Origin of the sequence: Streptomyces xiamenensis, from assembly GCF_000993785.3 — a bacterium.
Lineage (GTDB): Bacteria > Actinomycetota > Actinomycetes > Streptomycetales > Streptomycetaceae > Streptomyces > Streptomyces xiamenensis.
Map to the genome: position 1 here is coordinate 4,230,093 of NZ_CP009922.3, position 24,322 is coordinate 4,254,414.

Here is a 24,322-nt window from a genome sequence, read left to right on the forward strand (position 1 = left end):
GCCGGGGCGCGCGGCGCGCCGGGCCCCGCGGGGCCCGCTCCGCCCACGTGAGCGTGATCACCGCGGCGCGCAGGAATGCGGCGCGCACCCGCCGTGTTGTGCCATGCGTACGGGCTGTACAGCACGCACTGCAGACGAGAGAGCGGAGACGTCCCCCATGGGATCCATCAGCTGCCCGACCCGACCGCGGCGGCCGGCCGCCGCCGAGGTGGACTGGGCGACGCTGGCACTGGCCTCCGAGCGGTCCTCCCGACCGGCGGACGGGCCCTTCCGTCGTCTATCCTCCGAAACGGACGGGCCCATGCCCGGGTTCGTCGCCTTTCGGAAGGAGGAGGTGGGTCAGGTCACCGGTACGGACGATTCGTCGCGGGACGAGGCCGCGCGGGAGACGGACGCGGAGCGCAACGCGCGCTTCGAGCGGGACGCCCTGGGCTTCCTCGACCAGATGTACTCGGCCGCGCTGCGCATGACGCGCAACCCCGCCGATGCCGAGGACCTGGTGCAGGAGACCTACGCGAAGGCGTACGGCTCGTTCCACCAGTTCCGTGAAGGCACCAACCTCAAGGCGTGGATGTACCGCATCCTCACCAACACCTTCATCAACTCGTACCGCAAGAAGCAGCGGGAACCGCAGCGCAGCGCCGCCGAGGACATCGAGGACTGGCAGCTGGCGCGGGCGGAGTCGCACATGTCGACCGGGCTGCGCTCGGCCGAGTCGCAGGCGCTGGATCACCTGCCCGACTCCGACGTGAAGCAGGCACTCCAGGCGATCCCGGAGGAATTCCGCATCGCCGTCTATCTCGCGGATGTCGAGGGCTTTGCCTACAAGGAGATCGCCGACATCATGGGTACCCCCATCGGCACGGTGATGTCCCGGCTGCACCGCGGCCGTCGGCAGCTGCGCGACATGCTCAGTGATTACGCCCGTGAGCGTGGCCTTGTCCCGGCCGGCACGGGCGGGGCACAGGAAGGCTCAGGCTCATGAGTGGCGACCCGTCGCGCCCCACGGACTGTTCGGAGGTCCTGGGCCATCTGTACGAGTATCTCGACAAGGAGATGCCCGATGTCGACTCCGCGAAGTTCCAGGAGCACATCGAGGAGTGCCGGCCGTGCCTGGCCGAGTACGGCCTCGAGGAGTCGGTGAAGAAGCTGGTCAAGCGCTGCTGCGGCCAGGACGAGGTACCCGCCGACCTGCGGGCCAAGGTGCTGGACCGGATCGATCTGATCAGGGGTACGGGCACGGGCGCCGCCGGCTCGGTCGCGGGTACGGGGCAGCCGGGTGGGGCCACCGCTCCGCCGGCGGCGACCGCGGACTGACGCGCCCGCGCCGTGCGGCCCGTCCGCCGCACGCATCCCGAGGGCGCGCCCCTCGCGCCCTCCGCCCTACTTTCACTTCCTTCACCCCCCTTTCACTCGATCGGGTGAGTATGGCGGCGTTCTGCCAGGACTGACCCGCAAACTCCCCCCGCGTCCTCCGGCGCGCGCTCTATCCTCCCCGGGACACCCAGGGGAGGAGGATCACCATGCGGGAATTCGGGGAGGCCGTCGCGGCCCTGCCGTGGACCCAGTTCCTTCCGCTCGCCCTGCTCGGCGCCCTGTGCGCCTACCTGCCCCGCTGCCGCTTCCTGGGCCACCGCGTACCACGGGAGACCGGCGCCTACGGGGCACTGCTGTTCACCGGCGTGTTCCTGCTGCCCCCCGGTCTGGCCGCGCTCGCCCCGCTGCCCGGCGCCCTGCTCGGCCCCCGCCCCGCCGAGGGCAGGACCCGGCACGCCATCCGCCTCATGGTCACCGCCGCGGCCGCCGCGTACTGCTTCCGGCTGCTCACCGAAGGGCTGCTCGGCGACGCGCTGCCCGCCACCGGTGCCGACCCCGGGCACGCGCAGCCCGCCGCCGCGCCGCTGACCATCACGCTGCTGCCCGCCCTCATCGCCGTGCTCACCTGCGCCGCCGCCGACCGGGCGCTGGGCGGCAGCCGCAGCGCCGCCGCCGTCCTGCTCGGGCACCTGCCCTACGGTCTGCTCGGGCTGCTCGCCGCCACCCTGTGGCACGCCGTCCCCGGGCCCGGACTGCTCGGCGCGCTCCCCGTGCTGGCCCCCGGCTACATCTGCTGCTGGATCATGGCCCGCTCCCGGCAACTGGACGCCGCGCATCGCGCCACCGTCGCCGCGCTCGTCCAGGCCGTCGACCTCAAGGACCGCTACACCCGCGGCCACAGCGAACGCGTCGGCCACGCCGCCGCCCTCATCGCCCGCGAACTCGGCCTGGACACGGAGCGTGTCCACGCCCTGCGCACCGCGGGCGCCCTGCACGACATCGGCAAACTCGCCGTGCCCACCCGTACCCTGCGCAAGGAGGGCCCGCTCAGCGACGAGGAGTGGCACCAGATCCGCCGGCACCCCGAGTACGGGTACCAGATCGTGCGCGGCATCCGCGTCCTGGGCGAAGCCGTGGACGCCGCCCTCCACCACCACGAGAGCTACGACGGCAGTGGCTACCCGGCCGGGCTCGCGGGCCCGCGGATCCCCGAGGCCGCCCGGGTCGTGGCGGTCGCCGACGCCTTCGACGCCATGACCTCCACCCGCAGCTACCGGCGCGCCCGCCCGGTGCCCGAGGCCCTCGCCGAACTGCGCCGCTGCGCCGGCACCCAGTTCGACCCGCGGATGGTGGCGGCCCTGGACACCGCCCTGGAACGGTACGGCTGGCCGTACACCGAGCCCCCGGCGCCCGAGGCGACGAGCCGGGACATCCCCGCCACCCGGTCCAGTGCCGACCGGCAGGTACCCGACGAGCAGCCGGGCGCGCGCACATGAACGGGACGGCGTTACGGCTGCTGCGCGCCGACCCGCCCGCCGCCACCGCCCTGGCCGCGGCCGTGGCGGGCGGCGTCATCGCGCTGGCCCTGGGCGCCGCGTACCTGCACTGGTGGGCACTCCCGATCTCCTGCGTGCCGCTGCTGCTGACCACCCTCGTCTTCCGCCGCTACGCGGTGGTCCGCGCCACCTACCGCCAGACGGTCACCGCGCTGGCCCTCGCCACCGAGGTCGCCGGCTACACCCCGCCCGGCCACGCCCAGCGGGTCGCCGCGCTCGCCCGCGCCACCGGCCGCGCGCTGCGGCTGCCCGGCCGTGAACTCACCGCACTGGAGTACGCCGCCCTGCTCCATGACATCGGACAGCTCTCCCTCTTCGAACCACTGCCCGACGGAGCCACCACCGCCCTGCCGGCCGCCCGGCGCCGCGCCATCGCCGCGCTGGGGGCGGGGGTGGCCCGCGAGGCCGGGGCGGGCGAGGCCATCGCGCACACCCTGGAGCTGCAGGCCGAGCCGTACCGGGACCAGCCGATAGCGGCCCGCATCGTGCGCACGGCCAACGCGTACGCCGATCTGAGCCCCCCGGACCGCCCCGGCCCGGGGCAGGCCCTGAGCGCGCTGGAACGCGATACGGGCACGGAGTACGACCCCGAGGTCGTCCGGGCCCTGCAACAGATCGTCTCGCGCGGGACGGTCGGCTGACCCATGCTGTGAGCAGGCCTTGGCCCGTGCATGGTTGGATGCGGCCTAGGGCGGACAGGAGAACGACGACGTGCACACCACGAAGCGGGAATCGGGCAGGACATCGTGAGGATCTTCGGCAGGGTCCGGCAGCGGCCGTCCACCGACTGGCGGCTGGCCACCAACCGGGCTTTCACCCTCATCGACGACGGCCGTTACGAGGACGCCGGCGCGCTCCTCACCCGCGCCGCCGACCTGGAGCCATGGCTGTCCGAGTCCTGGTTCAACCTGGCGCTGCTGCACAAGTTCCGGCACGACTGGGAACAGGCGCGCTCCGCCGGGCTGCGGGCCGTCGCGCTGCTGGAGCGGGACACCGGGGCCCCGGACTGGTGGAACGTCGGCATCGCCGCCACCGCCCTCCAGGACTGGCCACTGGCCCGCCGGGCGTGGCAGGCGTACGGGCTCGCCGTCCCCGGCGCGGGCACCGTCGCCGACGAACCGCTGGGCATGGACCTGGGCGGGGCGGCCGTACGGCTGTCCCCCGAGGGCGAGGCCGAGGTGGTGTGGGGCCGGCGGCTGGACCCGGCGCGGATCGAGGTGCAGAACATCCCGCTGCCGTCCTCCGGGCGGCGCTGGGGCGAGGTCGTGCTGCACGACGGCGTCCCGCACGGGGAGCGCAGCACCGGTGACGCGGTGTTCCCGGTCTTCGACGAGATAGAGCTGTGGGCGCCCTCGGCGATCCCCACCTGGGTGGTGCTGATCGAGGCCGCCTCGGCGCGGGACCGGGACGCCCTGGAGCGGCTGGCCGCGGACGCCGGGTACGCGGCGGAGGACTGGTCCTCCTCGGTGCGGCTGCTGTGCCGGGCCTGCTCCGAGTCGCGGATGCCCACCGAGGACGGAGACGGAGCGGTGCGGCACGACCCGCACGACCACAGCGTGCCGGGCAGCCCCGGGCCGCTGGGGCACGTGGCCCCGGACGGCCTGTGGACCCCGGAGCGCGAGTGCGGCCTGGCGGCCCCCGAGCCACTGGTGCGCGGCCTGCTGGACGGCTGGGTCGCGGACAGCCCGGACACCCGGGAATGGCGGGACCTGGAAGAGGTCTGCTGAGGCTGTCCGGATCGGACCGTAAGCTGTAAGACATGACGCAAGAGATCGATCAGCGTGTGGATGAGTTCATCGATGACACGCAGGACTGCGAGGAGCGGGAGCAGGCGTACCGGGCGCGCGGCACCGCCCGCCCCATCACGGTCGTCGGGAACCCCGTACTGCACTCCGAGTGCCGGAACGTCACCGAGTTCGACGACGGTCTCGCGGCGCTGATCGACGACATGTTCGCCAGCCAGCGGGCTGCGGAGGGTGTCGGTCTCGCGGCGAACCAGATCGGTGTCGATCTGAAGGTGTTCGTGTACGACTGCCACGACGACGAGGGCGTGCGGCACGTCGGGGTGGTGTGCAACCCCGTCCTGGAGGAACTGCCGGCCGAGTCGCGGGTGCTGGACGACAACAACGAGGGCTGCCTGTCCGTCCCGACCGCCTACGCGGAGCTGGCCCGCCCCGACTACGCGGTGGTCACCGGCCAGAACGCGGCGGGCGAGCCGATCCGCGTCCAGGGCACCGGCTACTTCGCGCGCTGCCTCCAGCACGAGACGGACCACCTGTACGGCCGCCTGTACATCGACCGCCTCTCCAAGCGGGAGCGGAAGAAGGCCCTGAAGATGATGGAGGAGGGGACCCCCCGCTACGAGACGGTCCCCAACGCCTGACCTCCCGCCACCCAGCGCACCCCTGAGGGGCGGACCGCCCCCCGGTCCGCCCCTCAGACGTAGTCACACTGCTGGTACTCCTTGACGCCTTCGACGTAGCTGCGGGCGAAGGCTTCGATGGCGTCCCGACGTTCCTCGTCGTCTGTTATCGGCGCGTGGGAGAACCTGATGGATATTCTCGGGTAAGCGTAGATGTTGTCCTCGTCCGCTGCACACCGGAAGGAAATCCCGGCACCTTTTTCCCAGACCAGGAATTCTCCCTCGAAGTCTGCTTCTTTGAGGAAGGTCGTCGCCTTGTCCGGCCTGCGTGGGGACTCAAGATGCGACAGCATGTATATGTCGAAATAGGCGGTCGCCTCGGAATCGACGATGAGCGTGCACTGGTGAATTCCCTCAATGGATTCGTCCACATCTTCAGAATATTCCTCCCCGGGAGGTAGGAGACCTTTGAAGACGGATCGATCCACGGATATTCCGCAGGCATTGTCAGGGACTCTGTAGTTCTGCTCCGGTGGCCCCCCACTGCACCCGAAGAGAAGTGCACTGGAAGTGAGAAGCATGCACAGGGGCGTGCGCCAAGAGGTTCTCATGTGATCTCGCCCTGTCTCTCTGTGGCAGCTCCTACTTGGAGTGCCCGCCCAACATCGCATCTCCGGCTATCTGTGTTCTGCGTCCGAGTACCGTGTCGTATCCAGTCGTTGCATCGGCCCAATCGCGATGCACTTCGTACCAAGCGTCCGAAAGGGCCCCCAGCTGACTCTTTCTCACTTTCGAAAGATCGTATTCCTCTTCGGAGTATTTATCGCCAATTCTATTCATTTCATCGTCCAGCCACGCCTGTGTATAGACATCCACTCCGCGCTGCGTCAGGTCGCCGGCCTGCGGAATGAAATTCGCCAGCGAGCCGACCGCATGGTACTGCCACCGAGCGTCCCAAACGGCCTGTGATTCCTCGTCGGCTCTCTCGCCGACCAGTGCGTCGTATCGTGCCTGCTCAAGAAATCCCAAGGTCTGTCCCGCGCGGTTGAGAGTGTCACTGGGGCTCAGTTCTTGCCCGAAGGTGGTCTCGGTGTCAGCGAAGGAGTCAGCGAGAAGGTAATTGATCCCTTCGCTCAAGTACCCGTAAGATTCCTGATCGCGGGATATCTGAGTAGCCACATTCGACAGGTGGCGGTCGTCCAGGGGCGGGTGCTCCCACTGGGTTCCGGCTGTGTCGATGACGGCGTCCCCATGGTTGACCAGCATCTTGGCCATGGGGGAGCGGAACTCCGGCGGGAAGTCGTCGCCGAGGCCGGAGCCCAGTGCGAGTACGCGGTCGCGGGCCGCGTCGTGGTCGGCGGTGTGTTCGACGTACAGGGCGGCCGGATCATGCGGGTTGATACCGGTGGCGGCGGCGAACAGGGCCTGACCGGTCTCCTCGTGGACAGCGTCCCCGTCAGTCCTCGGAGTCTCCCGCACCGTGACGATGTACTCGGCGTAGTCCTGCGGTTCCTCAGTCAGGACAAACGCGGTCGCCGCGTCCGGATTGTTGCCCAGGGCGCGCATGAAGCCTGTGAACGGGTCAGCGCGGTACTCATCACCGATGACCCGGCGATACTCCTCGACGGGTGCCGCATTGGCCCAGAACTGCGCCGTGTCAAAGGCCATTTCCTGCTCGGCATTCACCAGGCCGGCACCGTAGTCGACCAGCCAGTCCTTGTTGTAGTTTCCGTGCATCATGAGATCACTCATGATCTGGAACCCGTAAGGATTCATGGCGGCGCCGGTGCCGATCCGCTCGGATCCCAGAGCGATCATGTCGTTCCGCCACGCATCCATCCCATCGCGATGACTTTCCGACGCGGTGCCGAACGTCACGCCAAGGTTCTCCCGGAGTTGGAGCACCGACTCCCGGTAGGCGTCACTGACCTCGCCGGATTCGGGGCCGTCCAGCACGTCCGCCCAGAACTCCAGCGTTCCCTCCGCCCCGAGACCCGTCGCGAGATAGGTGGCGAAGTGCTCATTGTGGCTCTGGGCCGCCGCCAGTTCGTTGAGACGGTCGATGCCCTCCTGGGTGTTGTACGCCTCCGACTCGATGAGGTCCAGATACTCCTGGGCATCCGCTATGCCCTGGGCCCGTGCACCGTCGAACAGGCTCTCCGCCGTGACGGGGGCGAAGTGTTCCCGTTCTTCACCGATGTTCTCGCGCAGCGCGCGAGCGGTGGTCTCGTCCTGTGTGGCCGCCTCGGCCAGCACGGCCTGGATCCGGGCGGCGAAGTGGTCGATGTCAGCCTGGCGGGAGGAGGTCCCGGGGCCGAGCAACGGGCCGGACTGCTCCAGGCCCAGGTCGCTGTACGGTCCGTCCGGCTGCTCGATGACCGTGCCGTTGGCCTGGACGTACAGACCCTGCTGCCTCGCCTCTTGCGCGAGTTCCTGAAGAGACCGCTGGTGAGCCGCCAGGACGGCGCGGAAGTCCGTGAGAATCGTGAAAACGGCCTGGGCCTGCTGATGGGCGTACTCGAACTCGGAGCCGGCGCGGATGATGAACTCCCGGCTGACGGTGGCGTTCTCGCCCCTCCACTGTGATGCCTCGATCTTGGACAGCAGCCCCTGGGCCGCCTCGGCGGCCAGCGCGTCCAGGTCCCCCTTCGTCTGCCGCCAGTCCTCGATCGCCGCGTCCAGCGAGCGGAAGTCGACGTTGTTCAACTGCTCATACCCGGGCATCGGCACCGCCTTCGCCGCCCCATACGCCGGCGATCTCCGTGGGCTGGACATCGGCGAGAGCAACGATCGACGGAGTGCCCGGATACTGCAGGTCCTGGGTGGCCGACCGGAGCTGGGTCGAGATGTCTTCCTCAAGGGTGGCATGTGCCGTGCTGGTGCCGGTGAGATGATCTCCGACGCGCACACAGTCGTTGTGCAGATTCATCGACTGCCGGAAGAAGCGCGCCATGGTGTTGTGCAGCGCGGAGCCGGTGGCGAATCCGTCGTTGCTGAGCGCCGCGGCGGCGGAGTAGGTGGTGCCGGAGGCCTGGGGGCCGGCCGTCAGAATGCGGGACAGCGCGTGGGCGTCCTCGCCCATGGCCCGCAACTCCTCGGGATCGACCACCAGGTCCGCCTGTGGCTGATCCCAGTCCTGCATGGTTTCACCGTCCGGCACCACCGTGCTGTTCAGCCGGGTCGACACGGAGTCTTCTGGAATGGACATGACCCCCCGCTTGTTGGTGTCCGGATGCACACGGTAGCAACCTGTTGATCGGGCGCTGCAGGCGGTAAGTATCCTGTTCTGGTATGCACTTGGCCGGGAGGGGTACGGGGAAGGCCGACGATGCAATTCGAGGACCTGGAGAACGCGTCGCACGAACAGCTCGCTGCGCTGCTGGCCGGGGCGAACCCGGACGCGTTGATTCAGCGCGGGGACACGCTCCAGAACGCAGCCCGGGCAGTGTCCCAGGTGGGCGCGGCGGTCGCCCACCACATGCGGAACCTGGAGTGGGAAGGCGAGTCCGCGACGGCGCTGCGGGAGTGGGTGACCCGCTTCGAGCAGGATTCCGACCACTTCAAGAGCTACACGAAGGTCATCGGCCAGGCGATGAAGGGAGCCGGTCAGGCACTGAAGGAGGCGGTCAGCAGCATGCCGCCGGTTCCTGCGGACACGGGGCTTCCGGACTCCGCCTCGCAGCAGGCATTCGGTGCCTACCTGGGTCCCGCCGCGACGAGCGAGCACGAGCAGCTGCGCCAGGAAGCGATCGGTGTCATCTCCCGGGTGGGGCAGGTGTACCAGGTCGCGGCGACGACGATCAGGATTCTGCCCGAGCCTCGATTCGTCCCCCTGGAGGGGGAAGGCATCGTCGGTCCTGATCAGCCATCCCTTACCGGGCAGCCATACGGTGGCGAAAAGCACCGGTCCATGCCGCCGGTGGCCGGTCCGACGTCACGTCCGGAGACGCCTTTCCCCGAGCCGGGGCATGTGTCACAGGCGTCCCTGGCGGTTCCTACGACGCCTACAGCGCCGGGCCTGGGCGTTGAGGGTGATCGTGTGGGGACGTCGTTGGATTCGGTGGGGGTGGTGCCGAATGGTGGGGTTCCTCCGGTGGCTCCGTCCGGGTCTCCTCCGCCGGTGGTGGTGGAGCGTCCTGTGGGTGGCGGTCCGCCACAGCAGCCGGTGGTGGGTCCGGTGCCGGGCTGGCCGTCACCGGCCCAGCCCGGTCAGGGGCGTGGGGGTGGGGGTCAGGTGCCGCTGGTGCGTGGCCCGGGTCTGCGTCCGGGTGAGGCGCCTGTGGTGCGGCCCTTTGGTCCGCCGTCCGGTCCGGGTTCACAGCCACCGGTGGGGCGCCCTGCCGGGCCTGGGATGCCGGGTGGTCAGCAGCCTCCCGTGGGGCGTCCGTCTACGGGAGGTGGTGGCCCGGGTGGGGGTAATCCCTGGGGCAGGGCGAACAACTACGGCCTTCTCGGGGGCAAGCCGGTACCGAACGCGAAACCCACGGTGGCGTCACGTATCCCTCCGGGTGGGGTGATCCAGCCCGGTATGAACGCCGCCAACTCACGTCTCACTCCGACCAGGAACGACCAGCCCAACACCACGCCGCGTCCCACGTATGGGAAGGCGAAGGTCGACGGACGTCCCACAGGCCGTGGGGAGCGCGGGCGGTCCCTGCCCAAACCCACCGGTGTGATCGGCCTGCCCGGTCAGGGCAGGAAGAACGGCAAGAAGAAGAAAAAGAAGAACGAGAGCAAGGACGACAGGCAGCCATGACCCCCACCCGCCGGGCCCTCGCCACCACCCTTGCCCTCACCGCCCTACTCGCCACCGCACCCACCGCCCAGGCAGCTGACACCCCCCAACACCCCTGGTACTTCGACACCCTCCGCGTCGAAGAAATCTGGGAACACACCACCGGCGAAGGCATCACTGTCGCCGTCATCGACACCGGCGTCGACCCGACCCTCCCCGAACTCCAAGGCCAAGTCCTCGACGGCACCGACGTCATGAGAGATGCCAGGGGATCCCACGCGGATGATGACGGGCACGGGACCGACATGGCTTCCTTGATCGCTGGATCAGGGGGGAACGGAGTACAGGGGTTGGCCCCGGGGGCAAAGATCCTCCCCATTCGCGCCAGTACCAATCAACTTGATTTTGATGGAGGAGATCGTTGGGCCGAGGCCATCGACTTCGCGGTGGCCGAGGGCGCCCAGATCATCAACATATCGCTGGCAGCCACGGACAACGGAACTGCGGCCACCAGCATGGGTGATTCCATTGCTGAGGCAACGCGTCAAGGCGTCTTGATCTTTGCCGGCACCGGAAACGACGGTGACACTTACAACACGGCCAAGTTCCCGGCGGCTCTCGACGGAATCGTGGGAGTTGGAGCCGTGAACGGTGATGGCGAGCGAGAGGGATACTCGACTCACGGCTCTCAGGTCGCCATTGCAGCCCCGGGTGGCAACGTCCCTGGCCATTGCGATGGTCCTGCCAGCCCGGCTTGTATCCGTGAGGAGGGTGGTACCAGTTCCGCCACCGCTCTCGCTTCCGCCTCCGCCGCGCTGATCTGGTCGCAGCACCCGAACTGGACCAAGAACCAGGTCCTGCGCGTGATGCTCAACACCGCCGAACGCCCCGATGACCAGCGACGCGATGACTACACCGGGTACGGCATCGTCCGGCCCGACCGCGTCGTCATCGACGGGGAAGGCGACCCCGGCGACCCCGACAGCCCGCCCATCTTCCGCGACTGGGAAGCGGCCCTCGATCCTGCTGCCACCCCCGCTCCCGAACCGGAGGCCGAGACCGGTCCGGCGGACGGTGCCGAGCCCGCCCCCGGACCCGAGGCGGAAGCCGCCGCCACCGGTGAGAACAGCGGCCCGCTGCCGTGGATCCTCGGTGGCACCGCCGTCGTCCTGGTCGTCGCCGTGACCGGATGGGTGGTGATCCGGCGGCGGTCAGCGTCCGCGGGGGCGTAAGGAGTCGGTCCTGGTGGCCGTGACGAAGGACTGCCAGGACGCCGCAGGCAGCAGCAACGTGGCGCAGGTGCGCGCCTTCGTGTCGCGTACGGCCTGGAGGCCGGTCGGCAGGGGGGCGTGTTCCAGGCAGTTGTTGCCCGTGCTGCTGTAGCTGCTGATGTGCCATCGCACGATCATCATGGGTCTGCTCCTCTCGGATGATGAGATGAGTCCTCATCCGAGAGGAGCAGCCGGAGCGAGCACAAACCGTCTTGTGGTGCGGCGATCAATTAGCGCCAGACGGCCTCTTGTATACGAAAGCGCCGGTCCGGCGCTCTCGTATCCGGATCAGAAGTCGTCGTCGAACGACACGTTCCCCTCGACCGCCACCTGGTAGGCGGAGGCCCGGCGCTCGAAGAAGTTGGTCAGTTCCTGGACGTCCTGGAGCTCCATGAACGCGAACGGGTTCTCCGAGCCGAACACCGGCTTGATCCCGAGCCGCAGCAGCCGCTGGTCGGCGACGCACTCCAGGTACTGGCGCATCGACTCGGTGTTCATGCCCGGCAGGCCGTCGCCGCACAGGTCCCGCGCGAACTGGAGTTCCGCCTCGACGGCCTCCTTCAGCATGTCGGTGACCTGGCGCTCCAGCTCGTCGTCGAAGAGCTCGGGCTCCTCCCGGCGCACCGTGTCGACGACCTCGAACGCGAAGTTCATGTGCATGGTCTCGTCACGGAACACCCAGTTGGTGCCCGTCGCCAGGCCGTGCAGCAGACCGCGCGAGCGGAACCAGTACACGTAGGCGAACGCCCCGTAGAAGAACAGCCCTTCGATGCAGGCCGCGAAGCAGATCAGGTTCAGCAGGAAGCGCCGGCGGTCGGCCTGGTTCTCCAGCCGGTCGATGTTCTCCACCGAGTCCATCCAGCGGAAGCAGAACTGCGCCTTCTCCCGGATGGACGGGATGTTCTCGACCGCCGCGAAGGCTTCGGCCCGGTCGTCCGGGTCGGGCAGGTACGTGTCCAGCAGCGTCAGATAGAACTGGACATGCACCGCCTCCTCGAACAGCTGCCGCGACAGGTACAGCCGCGCCTCGGGGGAGTTGATGTGCTTGTAGAGCGTGAGCACCAGGTTGTTGGCCACGATCGAGTCGCCCGTTGCGAAGAACGCCACCAGCCGGCCGATCATGTGCTGCTCGCCCGGCGACAGCTTCGCCAGGTCCGCGACGTCCGAGTGGAGGTCGACCTCTTCCACGGTCCAGGTGTTCTTGATGGCGTCCCGGTACCGCTCGTAGAAGTCCGGGTAGCGCATCGGCCGCAGGGTCAGTTCGAAGCCCGGGTCGAGCAGGTTCTTCGTCTTCTGTGCCTCGGTGGTCATTACTGGCATGCCTCGCAGGACTCGGGGTTCTCCAGGGAGCAGGCGACGGCGTCGGCTTCGGTGACGGCGGCCGGCTGCTGCTGCACGGGGATGGTGGGGGCGGGCGCGGTGGCCGCGGCGGAGCCGCCGCGCGCCGACGCCGCGATCCGGGTGGCGGGGCGGGACCGCAGGTAGTACGTGGTCTTCAGACCGCTCTTCCACGCGTACGCGTACATCGAGCTGAGCTTGCCGATGGTCGGCGAGGCCATGAACAGGTTCAGGGACTGCGCCTGGTCGATGAAGGGGGTACGGGCGGCCGCCATGTCGATCAGCGCCCGCTGCGGCAGCTCCCACGCCGTGCGGTACAGGTCGCGCACCTCGGCCGGCAGCGACGCGATCCCGTCGATGGAGCCGTTCGCCTCGCGCAGCGCGCCCCGGGTCGCCTCGTTCCACAGCCCCAGCCGCTTCAGCTCCTCGACCAGGTAGGTGTTGACCTGGAGGAACTCGCCGCTGAGCGTCTCGCGCTTGAACAGGTTCGACACCTGCGGCTCGATGCACTCATACACGCCGGCGATCGAGGCGATGGTGGCGGTCGGTGCGATCGCCAGCAGCAGCGAGTTGCGCATGCCGGTGCCGGCGATGCGGGTACGCAGCGCCTCCCACCGCTCCGGCCAGGTCACCTGGGCGTCGGCGTAGTGGTCGGGGTGCAGGACGCCGCGCGCGGTCCGGGTCTTCTCCCAGTTCTCGAACGGGCCGTGCCGCTCCGCCAGATCGGCGGAGGTCTCGTAGGCGGCCAGCATGATCCGCTCGGAGATCCGGGTGGACAGCGCCTTCGCCTCGGGGGAGTCGAAGGGCAGGCGCAGCCGGAAGAAGACGTCCTGGAGGCCCATCAGGCCCAGGCCCACCGGCCGCCAGCGGCTGTTGGAGGCGGCGGCCTCCTTCGTCGGGTAGAAGTTGATGTCCACCACGCGGTCCAGGAAGGTCACGGCCGTGCGCACGGTGGCGTCGATCCGCTCCCAGTCCATGTCACCGTCGGCGCCCAGGTGCGCGGCCAGGTTGATGGAGCCGAGGTTGCACACGGCGGTCTCGCCGTCGTCCGTGACCTCGATGATCTCGGTGCACAGGTTCGAGGAGTGCACGATCGAGCCGGCCTCGGCCGTCTGGTTGGCGGTACGGTTCGCGGCGTCCTTGAACGTCATCCAGCCGTTGCCGGTCTGCGCCAGGGTCCGCATCATCCGCGCGTACAGCTGCCGGGCGGGCACCCGCTTGGCGGCGCGGCCCTCGGCCTCCGCCTTGCGGTAGGCGGCGTCGAACGCGTCGCCCCACAGGTCCACCAGCTCGGGCACCTCGGACGGCGAGAACAGCGACCACTCGGCGTCGGCCTCCACCCGGCGCATGAACTCGTCCGGGATCCAGTGCGCCAGGTTCAGGTTGTGGGTGCGGCGCGCCTCTTCACCGGTGTTGTCCCGCAGCTCCAGGAACTCCTCCAGGTCGGCGTGCCAGCTCTCCAGGTACACGCAGGCCGCGCCCTTGCGCCGGCCGCCCTGGTTGACGGCGGCGACCGAGGAGTCCAGGGTGCGCAGGAACGGCACGATGCCGTTCGACTTGCCGTTGGTGCCGCGGATGAGCGAGCCCCTGGCCCGGATGCGGGAGTAGGACAGGCCGATGCCGCCGGCGTGCTTGGAGAGCCGCGCGACCTGGTGGTAGCGCTCGTAGATGGAGTCCAGCTCGTCCAGCGGCGAGTCCAGCAGGTAGCAGGAGGACATCTGCGGGTGCCGGGTGCCGGAGTTGAACAGGGTGGGGGAGGACGGCAGGTAGGCGAGCGAGCTGGTCAGCCCGTACAGCCGTGCCACCTCTTCCAGGGCGCGCTCGGAGCGGTCCTCGGCGAGGCCGCAGGCCACCCGGAGCAGGAAGTGCTGCGGGGTCTCGATCACCTTGCGGGTGTGCGGGTGGCGCAGCAGGTAGCGGGACTCGACGGTGCGCAGCCCGAAGTAGCCGAACCGGTCATCCGCGCCGTCCGCGATCGCCTGCTCCACCAGGGCGTTCAGCCGTTCCGCGTGGAGTTCGACGAACTCGGCGGTGGTGTCGGCGATCAGGCCCTCGCGCTGCCCGGCGGCGATCGAGTCGGAGAAGGTGACCGCGCCCTGCCCGGCGGCTTCCTCGCGCACGGCGAGGGTGAGCAATCGGGCGGCGAGCCGCGAGTACTCGGGCTCCTCGCCGATGAGGCCGGCGGCGGCCTCGATGGCGAGCGAGCGGAGTTCGGCCGCGTCGGAGTCGGCCTGCCGGCCGCGGATCACGGCCGCCGTGACCCGCGCGGGGTCGGTGGCGGGCAGATCGGCGGTGAGGTCGCTCACGGTGCGCAGCAGTTCGGCTGAGGCCGGCTCCGCTGGGGCGACGGGTGCGATGGTCACGCGATGCTCTCCCTCATATCGCAGGGACACCTTCAGGGGCGACGCACGACGGGCGCATGCGGGCATACGTGTAGCAAGGCAAAGGCTCACATGACGTATACCGCGCAGCGTCCGCCGGCCCAGCCCACGAGGCCCGGACGTTCTCGATACTGACGGCAGGTGTTCGGACTCATGACGGACCATCTGAAATCAGCCCATCACATACCGTTGCGGGACAGTTCCGGAATCACACCGGATTCCCCTGCGACGACAGCGAGCACGAGCATACATCTAGTGCCGAGGGAAGCGAGCACCACCATATGTAGTGTTCGTCGTCATACTTACGGTCACAGCTCACATGCGAACACGTGAAGTGTGACCCCCGGGAACGGGTCCCAGTCGCGCTCCGGGGCCCGAACGAAGCCGAGCCGCCCGTAGAGTCTGTGCGCTGTGTGCATCTGCGACGAACTGGAGATGACGACACGCCGTTTCCCGGCCCGGCGCGCCCGGCTCAGACACTCCCGCACCAGCGCCTCGCCGATCCCCCGGCCGCGTGCCTCGTTCCGCACCACCAGCATCCGGAACTCGGCCTCCTCGGGGCCGTCGGCGACATCGACGTAGGGCCCGCCGTCCAGGACGAGGGTGACGGAGCCCAGCAGCGTGCCGTCGGTGTCCGCCGCCACCAGGATCTGGGTGTGCGCGGCCCGCCGGGCGGTGTCGCGCAGCACCTTCAGATACGGATCGGCGGCTCCGTAGGTGAGCAAACCCTCATCGAGGTAGGTGGTGGCGGTCATCTCGCCGAGCTCGGTCAGTTCGTCGGGCTCGGCGGCTCTGATCATGGTGTCCATGCCGTCAGTATGTGGCGGCTGTTCGATGTCCCGTACGGCAATATCGGCCGAGGCCAGGGGTCCCGGGGCGGGCGGACGCGCCTCAGCAGCAGCCGGCGCCGGCGCCCGGCTCGGAGGCCCTGGCGTCCATCCGCATCCGTTCGAACTCGCGCCGGCTCAGAACCCGTACCGTCGGGTCCTGGGCCCGGGCGCGGGCCGTGTAGCGGTCGTACGCGCTCTCGCCGGTGACCTCGCGCACGTACCAGCGCAGCCAGCCGCCGACCCGGCGCGCGGTACGGGCCACCGTGGTAGTCCGTACCGCGCCGGTCGTACCGTCCGTCGCGGTCATTCCCTGGCCCCTTCGGGGGTGCGCTCGCCGCCCGCCTCGCCGTCCCTGACGGCCGGGATGCCGCCCTCGGGCCCGAGCCCGGCGGCCACCAGTTCGGCCTTCTCCTCCTTGGTGGCGATCAGCCCGGCGGGGGCGATCAGCCGGGACTCCACGAACGGGGCCTCCTGGAGGGAGACCGAGCCCGGGTCGCGCAGCGCCTTGAGGATCATCCGTGCGGCGTCGGCGAAGACCACCAGGACGAGGACCGCCAGCAGCCCGGTGATGGCGGCGGTGATGGTGGCGTTGTTCACGATGGTCTGCATGTCGGACATGTCCTTGGCGCCCGGCAGCAGTTGTCCGGCGTCGATTCCGTCCTGGTACTGCGAGCGGCGGGCGAGGAAGCCCACCGCCGGGTCGCCGGAGAACACCTTCTGCCAGCTCGCGGTCAGGGTCACGATCGAGATCCACACCAGCGGCACCCCGGTCACCCACGCGTAGCGGGAGCGGCCGCCCTTGACCAGCAGCACCGTGCAGATGGCCAGGGCGATGGCGGCCAGCAGCTGGTTGGCGATACCGAAGACCGGGAAGAGGGTGTTGATGCCGCCGAGCGGATCGTGCACGCCGATCCACAGCAGCCCGCCCCACAGGCCGACCACCAGCGCTCCGGTGATCCAGATCCCGGGCCACCAGTGGGTGGAACGGAATTTGGCCAGGCGCGGGTGCATGCCACCGATGGCGTCCTGAAGAATGAAGCGGCCCACCCGGGTTCCGGCGTCGATCGCGGTGAGGATGAAGAGCGCCTCGAACATGATCGCGAAGTGATACCAGAAGGACATCATCGCTTCGCCGCCGAGGATGTCGGCGAGAATCGCGGCGAGGCCGAGCGCCAGGGTCGGCGCCCCTCCGGTCCGGGAGAGCAGTGAGCCCTCCTCCACCGATGCGGCCGCCGCCGTCAATTGGTCCGGGGTGACGGTGAATCCCCACGACGTGATGATCTCGGACGCCGACTGGACGGTGTCCCCGATGACCGCCGGCGGGGCGTTCATCGCGAAATAGATGCCCGGATCCAGCACACAGGCCGCGGTGATCGCCATGACCGCGACGGAGGATTCCATCAGCATCGCGCCGTAGCCGATGGTGCGTACCTGGGTCTCCTTCTGAATCATCTTCGGAGTGGTTCCCGAGGAGATCAGCGCGTGGAATCCGGAGAGGGCACCGCAGGCGATGGTGATGAAGACGAAGGGGAACAGCGAGCCCGCGAACACCGGGCCCTCACCGTTGGAGGCGAAGTCCGTGATCGCGTCCATCTTCAGGCCGGGCAGCGTGATGATGATCGCCGCCGCCAGCAGCCCGATCGTACCGATCTTCATAAAGGTCGACAGATAGTCCCGTGGGACCAGCAGCAGCCACACCGGGACGACGGAGGCGGCGAATCCGTACACCGCCAGCCAGATCACCAGGGTGCCCGGCTCCAGGGTGAAGGTCTCGCCCAGCGAGGAATTCGCCACCCAGCGGCCGGCCACGATGACGAACATCAGCAGCGAGACGCCGATGACGGTGACCTCGGCGACCTTTCCGGGCCGCAGATAGCGCAGGTAGAAACCCATGAACAGCGCGATCGGAATCGTCATCCCGACCGAGAAGGTGCCCCACGCGGACTCGGCGAGCGCGTTCAGCACCACCAGGGCCAGGACCGCCAGCAGAATGATCATGATCGTGAAGATCGCGATCACCGCCGCGACGCCGCCCACCGGGCCGATCTCCTCGCGCGCGATCTGGCCCAGCGACTTGCCGTCGCGCCGGGTGGAGGCGAACAGCACCACCATGTCCTGCACCGCGCCGGCGAAGATCACCCCGACCACGATCCAGATGGTGCCCGGCAGGTAGCCCATCTGGGCGGCCAGCACCGGACCCACCAGCGGGCCGGCGCCCGAGATGCCCGCGAAGTGATGGCCCAGCAGCACCCGGCGGTCGGTGGGGTGGTAGTCGAGCCCGTCGTTGTGCCGCTCCGCCGGAGTGGCCCGCCGCTTGTCGACACCCAGCGCCCGGTGCGCGATGAAACGCGAGTAGAACCGGTAGCCGATGGCGTACGAGCCGAGCGCCGCCGCCACCATCCAGGCCGCCGACACCTCCTCGCCGCGCGAGAGCGCCAGCATGGCCCAGCCACAGGCGGCCACCACGGACACCAGGGTCCAGATGACGACCGTACGGGGTCGTGCCTGCCGTAGTTGTCGCACCACCGTCGTGCCTCCCTGCGCCGCCGTGCCGGTCGTCATCGCCCGACAGAGGGCGAATCTAGGGCAGCGGCGGCCGGATGACCATGGGGCGGTGCGGGATTGAGGAGCGTCTTCACCGACTCATCGCGTCGTGATCATGAACTCATGACGCGGACGATGCCGCCGGAGGGGCGGGGGAGGGCGGTGCTGGCCGCTCCAGATTGGCCACGAACTTGTAGCGGTCGCCCCGGTAGACCGAGCGCACCCACTCCACCGGCTCCCCGTCCGTGGCGAAGGAGTGCCGCGACAGCATCAGCATCGGCAGCCCCACATCGGTGCCCAGCAGCCCCGCCTCGCGCGGATTGGCCAGCGAGGTCTCGATGGTCTCCTCGGCGCGCGCCAGGTGCACCCCGTACACCTCGGCCAGCGCCGTGTACAGCGAGGTGAACCGCACCAGGGAGCGGCGAAGCGCGGGGAACCGCTCCTGGGACAGGTGGGTGGTCTCCAGCGCCATCGGCTCGCCGCTGGCCAGCCGCAGCCGCTCGATGCGCAGCACCCGGCCGCCCTCGGGCAGGCCGAGCAGCCGGGACAGCCGTTCGTCGGCGGTGACGTAGCCGATGTCGAGCAGCTGGGAGGTGGGTTCCAGGCCCTGGGCGCGCATGTCCTCGGTGTAGGAGGTGAGTTGCAGCGCCTGGGAGACCTTTGGCTTGGCCACGAAGGTGCCCTTGCCCTGGATGCGCTCCAGCCGTCCCTCGACGACCAGTTCCTGCAGGGCCTGGCGCACGGTGGTGCGGGAGGTGTCGAACTCGATCGCGAGGGATCGCTCCGGCGGCACCGGGGTGCCAGGTGGCAGGGTCTCGGTCATCCGCAGCAGATGCCGCTTGAGCCGGTAGTACTTGGGGACCCGCGCGGTACGGTTCCGGTCGGTGCCCTCGGTTCCGGCGGCCGGTGCCGTGCTTCCTTCGCCCGCCATGGCCCGTCCTTCCCCGTAGTGGTGCGGTGCTGTCACCGGCTCCTCCGTTTTTCGCAGCTGACATCGTGGCACGGTCCGAACAGACGCGGTGTCGGCGGACAGGTGTCGGTCCGGTAACGGACGGACGAGGCCCGCTTGTGGACCCTTGACACCTCTCCTTGGTCTAGTCCAGGCTCCGTGCAACTGGTCTACACCTCTTGTTCCTTCACTACTAACCACCGCTCCCGGCACGGGTGTCAAGGGGCGGATGCCCCGAGGAGGGTCACGTGAAGCGCACGCTGATGGCCGCCGTATCGGTGACGGCGATGACCGCCGCGCTGGCCGCCTGCGGCACCGGCGACGACGGCAGCGGTTCGAGCGGCGGGGGCGGTTCGTCCGACTCCCTGACCGTTTGGCTGATGGACGGATCCGCGCCCGAGTCGTGGGTGACCGAGCTCAATCAGGCGTTCGAGGCCGAGCACGGCGTCAAGGTCAATGTTCAGATCCAGCAGTGGGACGGCATCCAGGAACGCCTCACCACCGCCCTCTCCGAGGACGGCACGGTGGACGTGATGGAGATCGGCAACACTCAGACGGTCGGCTACGCCAACACCGGCGGCCTGGCCGAGCTGGACGCCTTCGCCGACCAGCCGTGGAACCAGAACATGCTGGCCGCCGCCGAGGTCGACGACATCCTGTACGCCGTGCCCTGGTACGGCGCCAACCGGGTGGTCATCTACGACAAGAAGATCTGGGAGGAGGCCGGCGCCGAGGTCCCCACCACCCGGGACGAGTGGGTCACCGCCCTGGAGACGATCCGGGACAACACCGACGCCGAGCCGATCTACCTGCCCGGCCAGAGCTACTACGTGCTGGGCGGCTTCATCGCGGACGAGGGCGGGAGCTTCGCCGTCGAGGACGGTGACGCCTGGAAGGGCTCGCTGAACACCCCGAGGGCCAGGCCGGCATGGACTTCTACGCCGAGCTCCAGTCCTTCTCGGACTCGCCCAAGGACAACGACGAGGCATCGCCCCAGCAGTCCATCGACGTCGTGCCGGGCGGCAACGTGGCCTCGTGGATCGGTCTGGGCTGGGAGGCGAACGGAGCCATCACCGCCATCGAGGGCGAGGACGGCTCGAAGGGAGAGGCCGACTTCGGCTACTTCCCGGTCCCCGGCAAGACCGCCGACCAGCTCGGCCACGTCTTCCTGGGCGGTTCCAACCTGGCGATCAACCAGCGCGCCGGCAACCCGGAGGCGGCCGAGGAGTGGCTGACCCTGGCCACCTCCCAGGAGTGGGCCCAGAAGTTCGTCGACGCCCAGAACGGCGGCGTGGTGCCCAACCGCACCGATGTGACCGCCAGCCCGGAGGCCGGTTCCTTCGCCGAGGCCATGGTCGCCTCCGCCGATGTCGGTTTTCTTCCGCCGCTGACCACCGGATGGGCCAACGTGGAGACCGTCCCCAATCCGATCAAGGAACTGATGACCAAGTCGCTCAACGGTGACGACTACGCCTCCGCCGCCGAGGCGGCCGACGCGGAGATCACCACCCGCATCAACCGCGAGTAGTCAGCCCGGCGGCGGCCCTCCCAGCGAAGGATGAGGAAAGACACACCATGTTGACCGTGGACACCGAGGAACCCGGTCCCGGCTCGGCGGTGAAGACCGCCGGCCGGACCGGCCGGCGGTTCGCGCCGCCCGGCGGCTGGCTGCCGTATCTGCTCATCACGCCCGCCGTGCTGGCGATCGCGGGCATCCTCGGTTACGCCCTGGTGCGCAACCTCCTCATCTCCTTCCAGGAGTTCGGCCGCCGCCAGCTGATCTCCCACACCACCGAGTGGTCGGGCCTGGAGAACTACCGCCGGGTCCTGGAGGACGAGCGCTTCTGGGCCTCCCTGGTGCGCACCTTCGTCTTCATGGCGGCCAACGTGGTGCTGATCATGGCCATCGGCACGCTCATCGGGATGCTGCTGTACCGGCTCGGCAAGCCCATGCGGCTGGTGCTGTCCATCGCCCTGGTGGCGGCCTGGGCGATGCCGGTGATCGCCAGCACCACCGTCTTCCGCTGGCTGTTCGACACTCAGTTCGGGGTGGCCAACTGGGCGATGCGCAGTCTGGGCTTCTCCGGCTACGAGCAGCACAACTGGTTCGGCAGCGGCTTCTCCACGCTGGCCATCGTCACGCTGCTGATCGTGTGGGCCTCGGTGCCCTTCGTGGCGCTCAACCTTTACGCCGGACTGACCACCATCAGCGGTGAGATCTACGAGGCGGCCCGCATGGACGGCGCCTCGGGCCCCCGGATCTTCTGGTCCATCACGGCCCCGATCATGCGTCCGTTCTTCCTCATCACCACCTTCCTGGAGATCATCTGGGTCTTCAAGGCGTTCACCCAGATCTACGCGCTGAACGCCGGCGGCCCCAGCCGGGAGTCCGAGACCCTGCCGGTCATGGCCTACATCGAGGGCATGGGCCAGAACCAGTACGGCACGGCGGCGGCCATCTCCGTGCTCACGCTGATCATCCTGCTGGTCGCCCTGTCCTTCTACTTCCGCCTGATCCTCAAGCAGGAGAAGGAGCCGCAGTCATGACCGCCACCGACCAGGCAGTCGCGCAGGCCCCGGCAGCCGGGCGCCCCGCGGTACGGGCCAACGCCTCCGCCCGCGCCCGCCGCGCCAAGCGGCTGAGCCGGGCCGGGCTCAACGCGGTGGCCCTCATGCTCACCGTGGTGTTCCTCTTCCCGGTGTACTGGATGTTCTCCACCTCCTTCAAGAGCAACTCCCAGGTGCTCGTGAAGGACCCGGTCTTCTTCTTCACCCCGACCTTCGAGCACTACACCACCGCCACCGGCGTGGACCTGTTCTGGACCTATGTGCGCAACAGCCTGGTGGTGACGCTCGCCGCCGTGTTCCTGGCCCTGCTCGTGGCGCTGGCCGCCAGTTACGCGATCGCCCGGCTGAACTTCCGCGGCCGGCGCGGCATGGTCCTCGTGGTGATGATGGCCCAGATGGCCCCCTGGGAAATCCTGATCATCGTGATGTACCTGAACGCCCGGGACGCCCAGGCGCTCAACAGCCTGGTCACCCTGACCGTCATCTACTTCGTGATGGCGCTGCCCTTCACCATCTGGACGCTGCGCGGCTTCATCGCCGCCGTGCCCAAGGAACTGGAGGAAGCGGCCCTGATCGACGGCTGCAGCCGCACCCAGGCGTTCCTGCGGATCATCTTCCCGCTGCTGGCCCCCGGACTGATGGCCACCTCGCTCTTCGGATTCATCATGGCGTGGAACGAGTACGCCATGGTCCTGGTGCTCAACAAGGCCCCCGACATGGCCACCCTGCCGCTGTGGCTCACCCAGTTCCAGACCAACTTCGGCAACGACTGGGGCGCCACCATGGCCGCCTCCTCCCTGTTCACCGTCCCCGTGCTGATCGTCTTTGTCATCCTCCAGCGAAGGGTCACCGGCGGTCTGTCCGCGGGTGCCGTGAAGGGATAGCACCCGCGATGACCACCGCCCACCACGCCACCGACACCCTCACCCGGGACGCTCTGGCCGTTCTCCAGCCCACCTTCGCCGGGACCACCCGGGCTCCGGACTGGCTGCTGCGGCAGCTGGAGAACGGCATGACCGGGGTCGGGATCTTCGGCCGCAACGTGCAGAGCACGGAACAGCTGGCCGCCCTCACCGGACAACTGCGCGCCGCCAACCCCGAGGTGCTGGTCGCCACGGACGAGGAGGCCGGCGACGTCACCCGCCTGGAGCTGATCGGCGGCTCCTCCTTCCCCGGCAACCTCGCCCTGGGCGCCGCCGATGACCTCGACCTCACCCGCGCGGTGGCCACCGCCATCGGCCACCGGCTCACCGAGTGCGGCATCTCCGTCAACTGGGCGCCGTCGGCCGACATCAACACCGACCCCGGCAACCCGGTGATCGGGGTCCGCTCCTTCGGCCAGGACCCGGCCCTGGTCGCCCGGCACACCGTGGCCTTCGTCGAAGGGCTCCAGAGCACCGGTGTCGCCGCCTGCGTCAAGCACTTCCCCGGGCACGGCAACACCAGCGTCGACTCCCACCTGGCCATGCCGCGGATCGACATCGACCTCGACACCCTCCACTCCCGCGAACTGGTGCCCTTCAAGGCCGCCATCGCCGCCGGCACCCGCTGCGTGATGAGCGCCCACATCCTGCTGCCCGCCCTGGACCCGGACCGCCCCGGCACCCTCAGCCCCAGCGTGCTCGCCGGGCTGCTGCGCGCCCCCGAGACACAGGGCGGCCTCGGCTTCGACGGCGTCATCTACTCGGACGCCATCGAGATGAAGGCCATCGAAGCCGTGCACGGCCTGGCCCGCGGCTGCGCCCTCGCCGTCGCCGCCGGGGCCGACGCCATCTGCGTGGGCGGCACCCCCTCCGACGAGGCCGAGGTGCTGCGGCTGCGCGACGCCATCATCCAGGCGGTACGGGATGGGGAACTGTCCGAGGAACGGCTCCACGACGCCGCCGAACGCGTCCGCGCCCTGGGCCGCTGGACCGCCCGGGCCCGTGCCGAGGCCACCGCCGGACCCTCCGGCCCGGCCCAGGACATCGGCCTGGCCGCGGCCCGCCGCGCCCTGCGGCTGACCCGCCCCGAGGGCAGCCCCGCACCCACCCCGCCGACCCTGGCCCCCTACGTGGCCTCCTTCCATCCCGTCGCCAACATCGCCGTGGGCCACCACACCCCCTGGGGCGTGGCCACCGAACTGGAACGGCTGCTGCCCGGCACCCGCTCCGCCGACCACACCGCCGACCAGGCCCGGGCCGCCGGGCCCGCCGCCCTGGCCGCCGGCATCCTGGAGGAGGCGGGGGAGCACCCGGTGGTCGCCGTGGTCCGCGACGCCCACCGGCACCCGTGGATGGCCGACACCCTGACCGCACTGCTCGCCGCCCGGCCCGACACCACCGTGGTGGAGATGGGCGTGCCCGAGTCCCCGCCCGCCGGGGCCCTGTACATCGCCACCCACGGCGCCGCCCGCGTCTGCGGCCGGGCCGCCGCCGAGGTCATCGCCGGGGTACCGGTGGGGGAGGACCGCGACCAGTGACCAGTGACCA

At 69.3% G+C, this 24,322-nt stretch carries 23 protein-coding genes, 1 pseudogene and 1 riboswitch; of the genes and pseudogenes, 13 read left to right on the plus strand and 11 right to left on the minus strand.

Annotated features, from left to right (window positions below; all coding sequences use genetic code 11):
- The first annotated feature begins 334 nt into the window (after positions 1 to 334).
- The 6 genes from SXIM_RS19655 (at position 335) to def (ending at position 5,256) form a co-directional block, all read left to right on the plus strand.
- Positions 335 to 985: a sigma-70 family RNA polymerase sigma factor gene (locus SXIM_RS19655; protein WP_030733316.1), complete on the plus strand. Its 651-nt coding sequence runs from the start codon at positions 335 to 337 to the stop codon at positions 983 to 985.
- A complete protein-coding gene (gene rsrA, locus SXIM_RS19660) occupies positions 982 to 1,317 on the plus strand; it encodes a mycothiol system anti-sigma-R factor (RefSeq protein WP_030733319.1) in 336 nt (111 codons plus the stop codon). Before SXIM_RS19655 ends, rsrA begins: the two co-directional genes overlap by 4 nt.
- Before the next feature lie 206 nt (positions 1,318 to 1,523).
- On the plus strand, positions 1,524 to 2,813 hold the full coding sequence (locus SXIM_RS19665) for an HD-GYP domain-containing protein (protein WP_053116257.1): 1,290 nt from the start codon (positions 1,524 to 1,526) through the stop codon (positions 2,811 to 2,813).
- Positions 2,810 to 3,514 (plus strand): HD-GYP domain-containing protein, encoded by a 705-nt coding sequence (locus tag SXIM_RS19670; RefSeq protein WP_053116258.1) that lies wholly within the window; start codon positions 2,810 to 2,812, stop codon positions 3,512 to 3,514. Before SXIM_RS19665 ends, SXIM_RS19670 begins: the two co-directional genes overlap by 4 nt.
- Positions 3,515 to 3,619: 105 nt before the next feature.
- Entirely contained in the window at positions 3,620 to 4,600 is a 981-nt protein-coding gene (locus tag SXIM_RS19675; protein ID WP_030733325.1) for a tetratricopeptide repeat protein, read from the plus strand.
- Positions 4,601 to 4,632: 32 nt separating this feature from the next.
- Entirely contained in the window at positions 4,633 to 5,256 is a 624-nt protein-coding gene (def, locus tag SXIM_RS19680) for a peptide deformylase (RefSeq protein WP_030733328.1), read from the plus strand.
- A 53-nt stretch (positions 5,257 to 5,309) separates the two neighbouring features.
- On the opposite strand, the gene SXIM_RS19685 is transcribed toward def, so the two are convergent.
- From SXIM_RS19685 to SXIM_RS19695, 3 genes are all read right to left on the minus strand, one after another.
- Entirely contained in the window at positions 5,310 to 5,666 is a 357-nt protein-coding gene (locus SXIM_RS19685; RefSeq protein WP_030733331.1) for a hypothetical protein, read from the minus strand.
- A gap of 211 nt (positions 5,667 to 5,877) precedes the next feature.
- On the minus strand, positions 5,878 to 7,959 hold the full coding sequence (locus tag SXIM_RS19690; protein ID WP_148236140.1) for a DUF6571 family protein: 2,082 nt from the start codon (positions 7,957 to 7,959) through the stop codon (positions 5,878 to 5,880).
- On the minus strand, positions 7,946 to 8,473 hold the full coding sequence (locus SXIM_RS19695) for a hypothetical protein (protein WP_053116259.1): 528 nt from the start codon (positions 8,471 to 8,473) through the stop codon (positions 7,946 to 7,948). Before SXIM_RS19695 ends, SXIM_RS19690 begins: the two co-directional genes overlap by 14 nt.
- A 90-nt stretch (positions 8,474 to 8,563) precedes the next feature.
- Between SXIM_RS19695 and SXIM_RS19700 the strand changes: the two genes are divergently transcribed.
- Complete coding sequence (locus SXIM_RS19700; protein WP_148236141.1) at positions 8,564 to 9,991, plus strand: WXG100 family type VII secretion target; 1,428 nt, start codon at positions 8,564 to 8,566, stop codon at positions 9,989 to 9,991.
- Positions 9,988 to 11,202, plus strand: coding sequence for a S8 family serine peptidase (locus SXIM_RS19705; protein ID WP_046724786.1), 1,215 nt, complete (start codon positions 9,988 to 9,990; stop codon positions 11,200 to 11,202). Before SXIM_RS19700 ends, SXIM_RS19705 begins: the two co-directional genes overlap by 4 nt.
- On the opposite strand, the gene SXIM_RS19710 is transcribed toward SXIM_RS19705, so the two are convergent.
- From SXIM_RS19710 to SXIM_RS28230, 8 genes are all read right to left on the minus strand, one after another.
- Positions 11,182 to 11,382: a DUF397 domain-containing protein gene (locus SXIM_RS19710; RefSeq protein ID WP_107047023.1), complete on the minus strand. Its 201-nt coding sequence runs from the start codon at positions 11,380 to 11,382 to the stop codon at positions 11,182 to 11,184. The two genes, SXIM_RS19705 and SXIM_RS19710, sit on opposite strands and share 21 nt — an antisense overlap.
- Before the next feature lie 147 nt (positions 11,383 to 11,529).
- Complete coding sequence (locus SXIM_RS19715; protein ID WP_174864329.1) at positions 11,530 to 12,552, minus strand: ribonucleotide-diphosphate reductase subunit beta; 1,023 nt, start codon at positions 12,550 to 12,552, stop codon at positions 11,530 to 11,532.
- Complete coding sequence (locus tag SXIM_RS19720) at positions 12,552 to 14,942, minus strand: ribonucleoside-diphosphate reductase subunit alpha (RefSeq protein ID WP_030733345.1); 2,391 nt, start codon at positions 14,940 to 14,942, stop codon at positions 12,552 to 12,554. The genes SXIM_RS19715 and SXIM_RS19720 overlap by 1 nt, the downstream gene beginning before the upstream one ends.
- 137 nt (positions 14,943 to 15,079) lie before the next feature.
- Positions 15,080 to 15,238, minus strand: a riboswitch (cobalamin riboswitch).
- Between the two features lie 30 nt (positions 15,239 to 15,268).
- Positions 15,269 to 15,769: a GNAT family N-acetyltransferase gene (locus tag SXIM_RS19725; protein ID WP_046724787.1), complete on the minus strand. Its 501-nt coding sequence runs from the start codon at positions 15,767 to 15,769 to the stop codon at positions 15,269 to 15,271.
- Between the two features lie 82 nt (positions 15,770 to 15,851).
- The gene (locus SXIM_RS19730; RefSeq protein ID WP_030733349.1) at positions 15,852 to 16,097 is read right to left on the minus strand and encodes a YbdD/YjiX family protein; all 246 of its coding nucleotides are present in this window, start codon (positions 16,095 to 16,097) and stop codon (positions 15,852 to 15,854) included.
- The gene (locus SXIM_RS19735) at positions 16,094 to 18,352 is read right to left on the minus strand and encodes a carbon starvation CstA family protein (protein ID WP_376048843.1); all 2,259 of its coding nucleotides are present in this window, start codon (positions 18,350 to 18,352) and stop codon (positions 16,094 to 16,096) included. The genes SXIM_RS19730 and SXIM_RS19735 overlap by 4 nt, the downstream gene beginning before the upstream one ends.
- Positions 18,353 to 18,455: 103 nt before the next feature.
- Positions 18,456 to 19,265, minus strand: coding sequence for a GntR family transcriptional regulator (locus tag SXIM_RS19740; RefSeq protein ID WP_030733356.1), 810 nt, complete (start codon positions 19,263 to 19,265; stop codon positions 18,456 to 18,458).
- Positions 19,266 to 19,527: 262 nt separating this feature from the next.
- Positions 19,528 to 19,704 (minus strand): hypothetical protein, encoded by a 177-nt coding sequence (locus tag SXIM_RS28230; protein ID WP_246156997.1) that lies wholly within the window; start codon positions 19,702 to 19,704, stop codon positions 19,528 to 19,530.
- On the opposite strand from SXIM_RS28230, the pseudogene SXIM_RS28595 reads away from it, so the two are divergent.
- The 5 genes and pseudogenes from SXIM_RS28595 to SXIM_RS19760 form a co-directional block, all read left to right on the plus strand.
- Positions 19,664 to 20,122 (plus strand): annotated as a pseudogene (locus SXIM_RS28595) (extracellular solute-binding protein); the annotation flags it as partial. The gene SXIM_RS28230 and the pseudogene SXIM_RS28595 overlap by 41 nt on opposite strands.
- Before the next feature lie 89 nt (positions 20,123 to 20,211).
- Positions 20,212 to 20,811, plus strand: a complete 600-nt coding sequence (locus SXIM_RS28600; protein WP_281289057.1) for an extracellular solute-binding protein — start codon at positions 20,212 to 20,214, stop codon at positions 20,809 to 20,811.
- 47 nt (positions 20,812 to 20,858) lie between these two features.
- Positions 20,859 to 21,830, plus strand: a complete 972-nt coding sequence (locus SXIM_RS19750) for a carbohydrate ABC transporter permease (protein WP_030733361.1) — start codon at positions 20,859 to 20,861, stop codon at positions 21,828 to 21,830.
- Positions 21,827 to 22,735 (plus strand): carbohydrate ABC transporter permease, encoded by a 909-nt coding sequence (locus SXIM_RS19755; RefSeq protein ID WP_107047024.1) that lies wholly within the window; start codon positions 21,827 to 21,829, stop codon positions 22,733 to 22,735. The genes SXIM_RS19750 and SXIM_RS19755 overlap by 4 nt, the downstream gene beginning before the upstream one ends.
- An 8-nt stretch (positions 22,736 to 22,743) precedes the next feature.
- Positions 22,744 to 24,312, plus strand: a complete 1,569-nt coding sequence (locus SXIM_RS19760; RefSeq protein WP_046724788.1) for a glycoside hydrolase family 3 protein — start codon at positions 22,744 to 22,746, stop codon at positions 24,310 to 24,312.
- Positions 24,313 to 24,322: the final 10 nt, after the last annotated feature.

What these genes read in the sequence shown, in the direction of transcription:
- SXIM_RS28600 (WP_281289057.1), top strand. Translation starts at nt 20,212, where the DNA reads ATGGACTTCTACGCCGAGCTCCAGTCCTTCTCGGACTCGCCCAAGGAC.
- SXIM_RS19710 (WP_107047023.1), bottom strand. Translation starts at nt 11,382, where the DNA reads ATGATGATCGTGCGATGGCACATCAGCAGCTACAGCAGCACGGGCAAC.
- rsrA (WP_030733319.1), top strand. Translation starts at nt 982, where the DNA reads ATGAGTGGCGACCCGTCGCGCCCCACGGACTGTTCGGAGGTCCTGGGC.
- SXIM_RS19700 (WP_148236141.1), top strand. Translation starts at nt 8,564, where the DNA reads ATGCAATTCGAGGACCTGGAGAACGCGTCGCACGAACAGCTCGCTGCG.
- SXIM_RS19665 (WP_053116257.1), top strand. Translation starts at nt 1,524, where the DNA reads ATGCGGGAATTCGGGGAGGCCGTCGCGGCCCTGCCGTGGACCCAGTTC.
- SXIM_RS19725 (WP_046724787.1), bottom strand. Translation starts at nt 15,769, where the DNA reads ATGGACACCATGATCAGAGCCGCCGAGCCCGACGAACTGACCGAGCTC.
- SXIM_RS19740 (WP_030733356.1), bottom strand. Translation starts at nt 19,265, where the DNA reads ATGGCGGGCGAAGGAAGCACGGCACCGGCCGCCGGAACCGAGGGCACC.
- SXIM_RS19755 (WP_107047024.1), top strand. Translation starts at nt 21,827, where the DNA reads ATGACCGCCACCGACCAGGCAGTCGCGCAGGCCCCGGCAGCCGGGCGC.
- SXIM_RS19705 (WP_046724786.1), top strand. Translation starts at nt 9,988, where the DNA reads ATGACCCCCACCCGCCGGGCCCTCGCCACCACCCTTGCCCTCACCGCC.
- SXIM_RS19690 (WP_148236140.1), bottom strand. Translation starts at nt 7,959, where the DNA reads ATGCCCGGGTATGAGCAGTTGAACAACGTCGACTTCCGCTCGCTGGAC.
- SXIM_RS19750 (WP_030733361.1), top strand. Translation starts at nt 20,859, where the DNA reads ATGTTGACCGTGGACACCGAGGAACCCGGTCCCGGCTCGGCGGTGAAG.
- SXIM_RS19730 (WP_030733349.1), bottom strand. Translation starts at nt 16,097, where the DNA reads ATGACCGCGACGGACGGTACGACCGGCGCGGTACGGACTACCACGGTG.
- SXIM_RS19670 (WP_053116258.1), top strand. Translation starts at nt 2,810, where the DNA reads ATGAACGGGACGGCGTTACGGCTGCTGCGCGCCGACCCGCCCGCCGCC.
- SXIM_RS19715 (WP_174864329.1), bottom strand. Translation starts at nt 12,552, where the DNA reads ATGACCACCGAGGCACAGAAGACGAAGAACCTGCTCGACCCGGGCTTC.
- SXIM_RS19760 (WP_046724788.1), top strand. Translation starts at nt 22,744, where the DNA reads ATGACCACCGCCCACCACGCCACCGACACCCTCACCCGGGACGCTCTG.
- SXIM_RS19735 (WP_376048843.1), bottom strand. Translation starts at nt 18,352, where the DNA reads ATGACGACCGGCACGGCGGCGCAGGGAGGCACGACGGTGGTGCGACAA.
- def (WP_030733328.1), top strand. Translation starts at nt 4,633, where the DNA reads ATGACGCAAGAGATCGATCAGCGTGTGGATGAGTTCATCGATGACACG.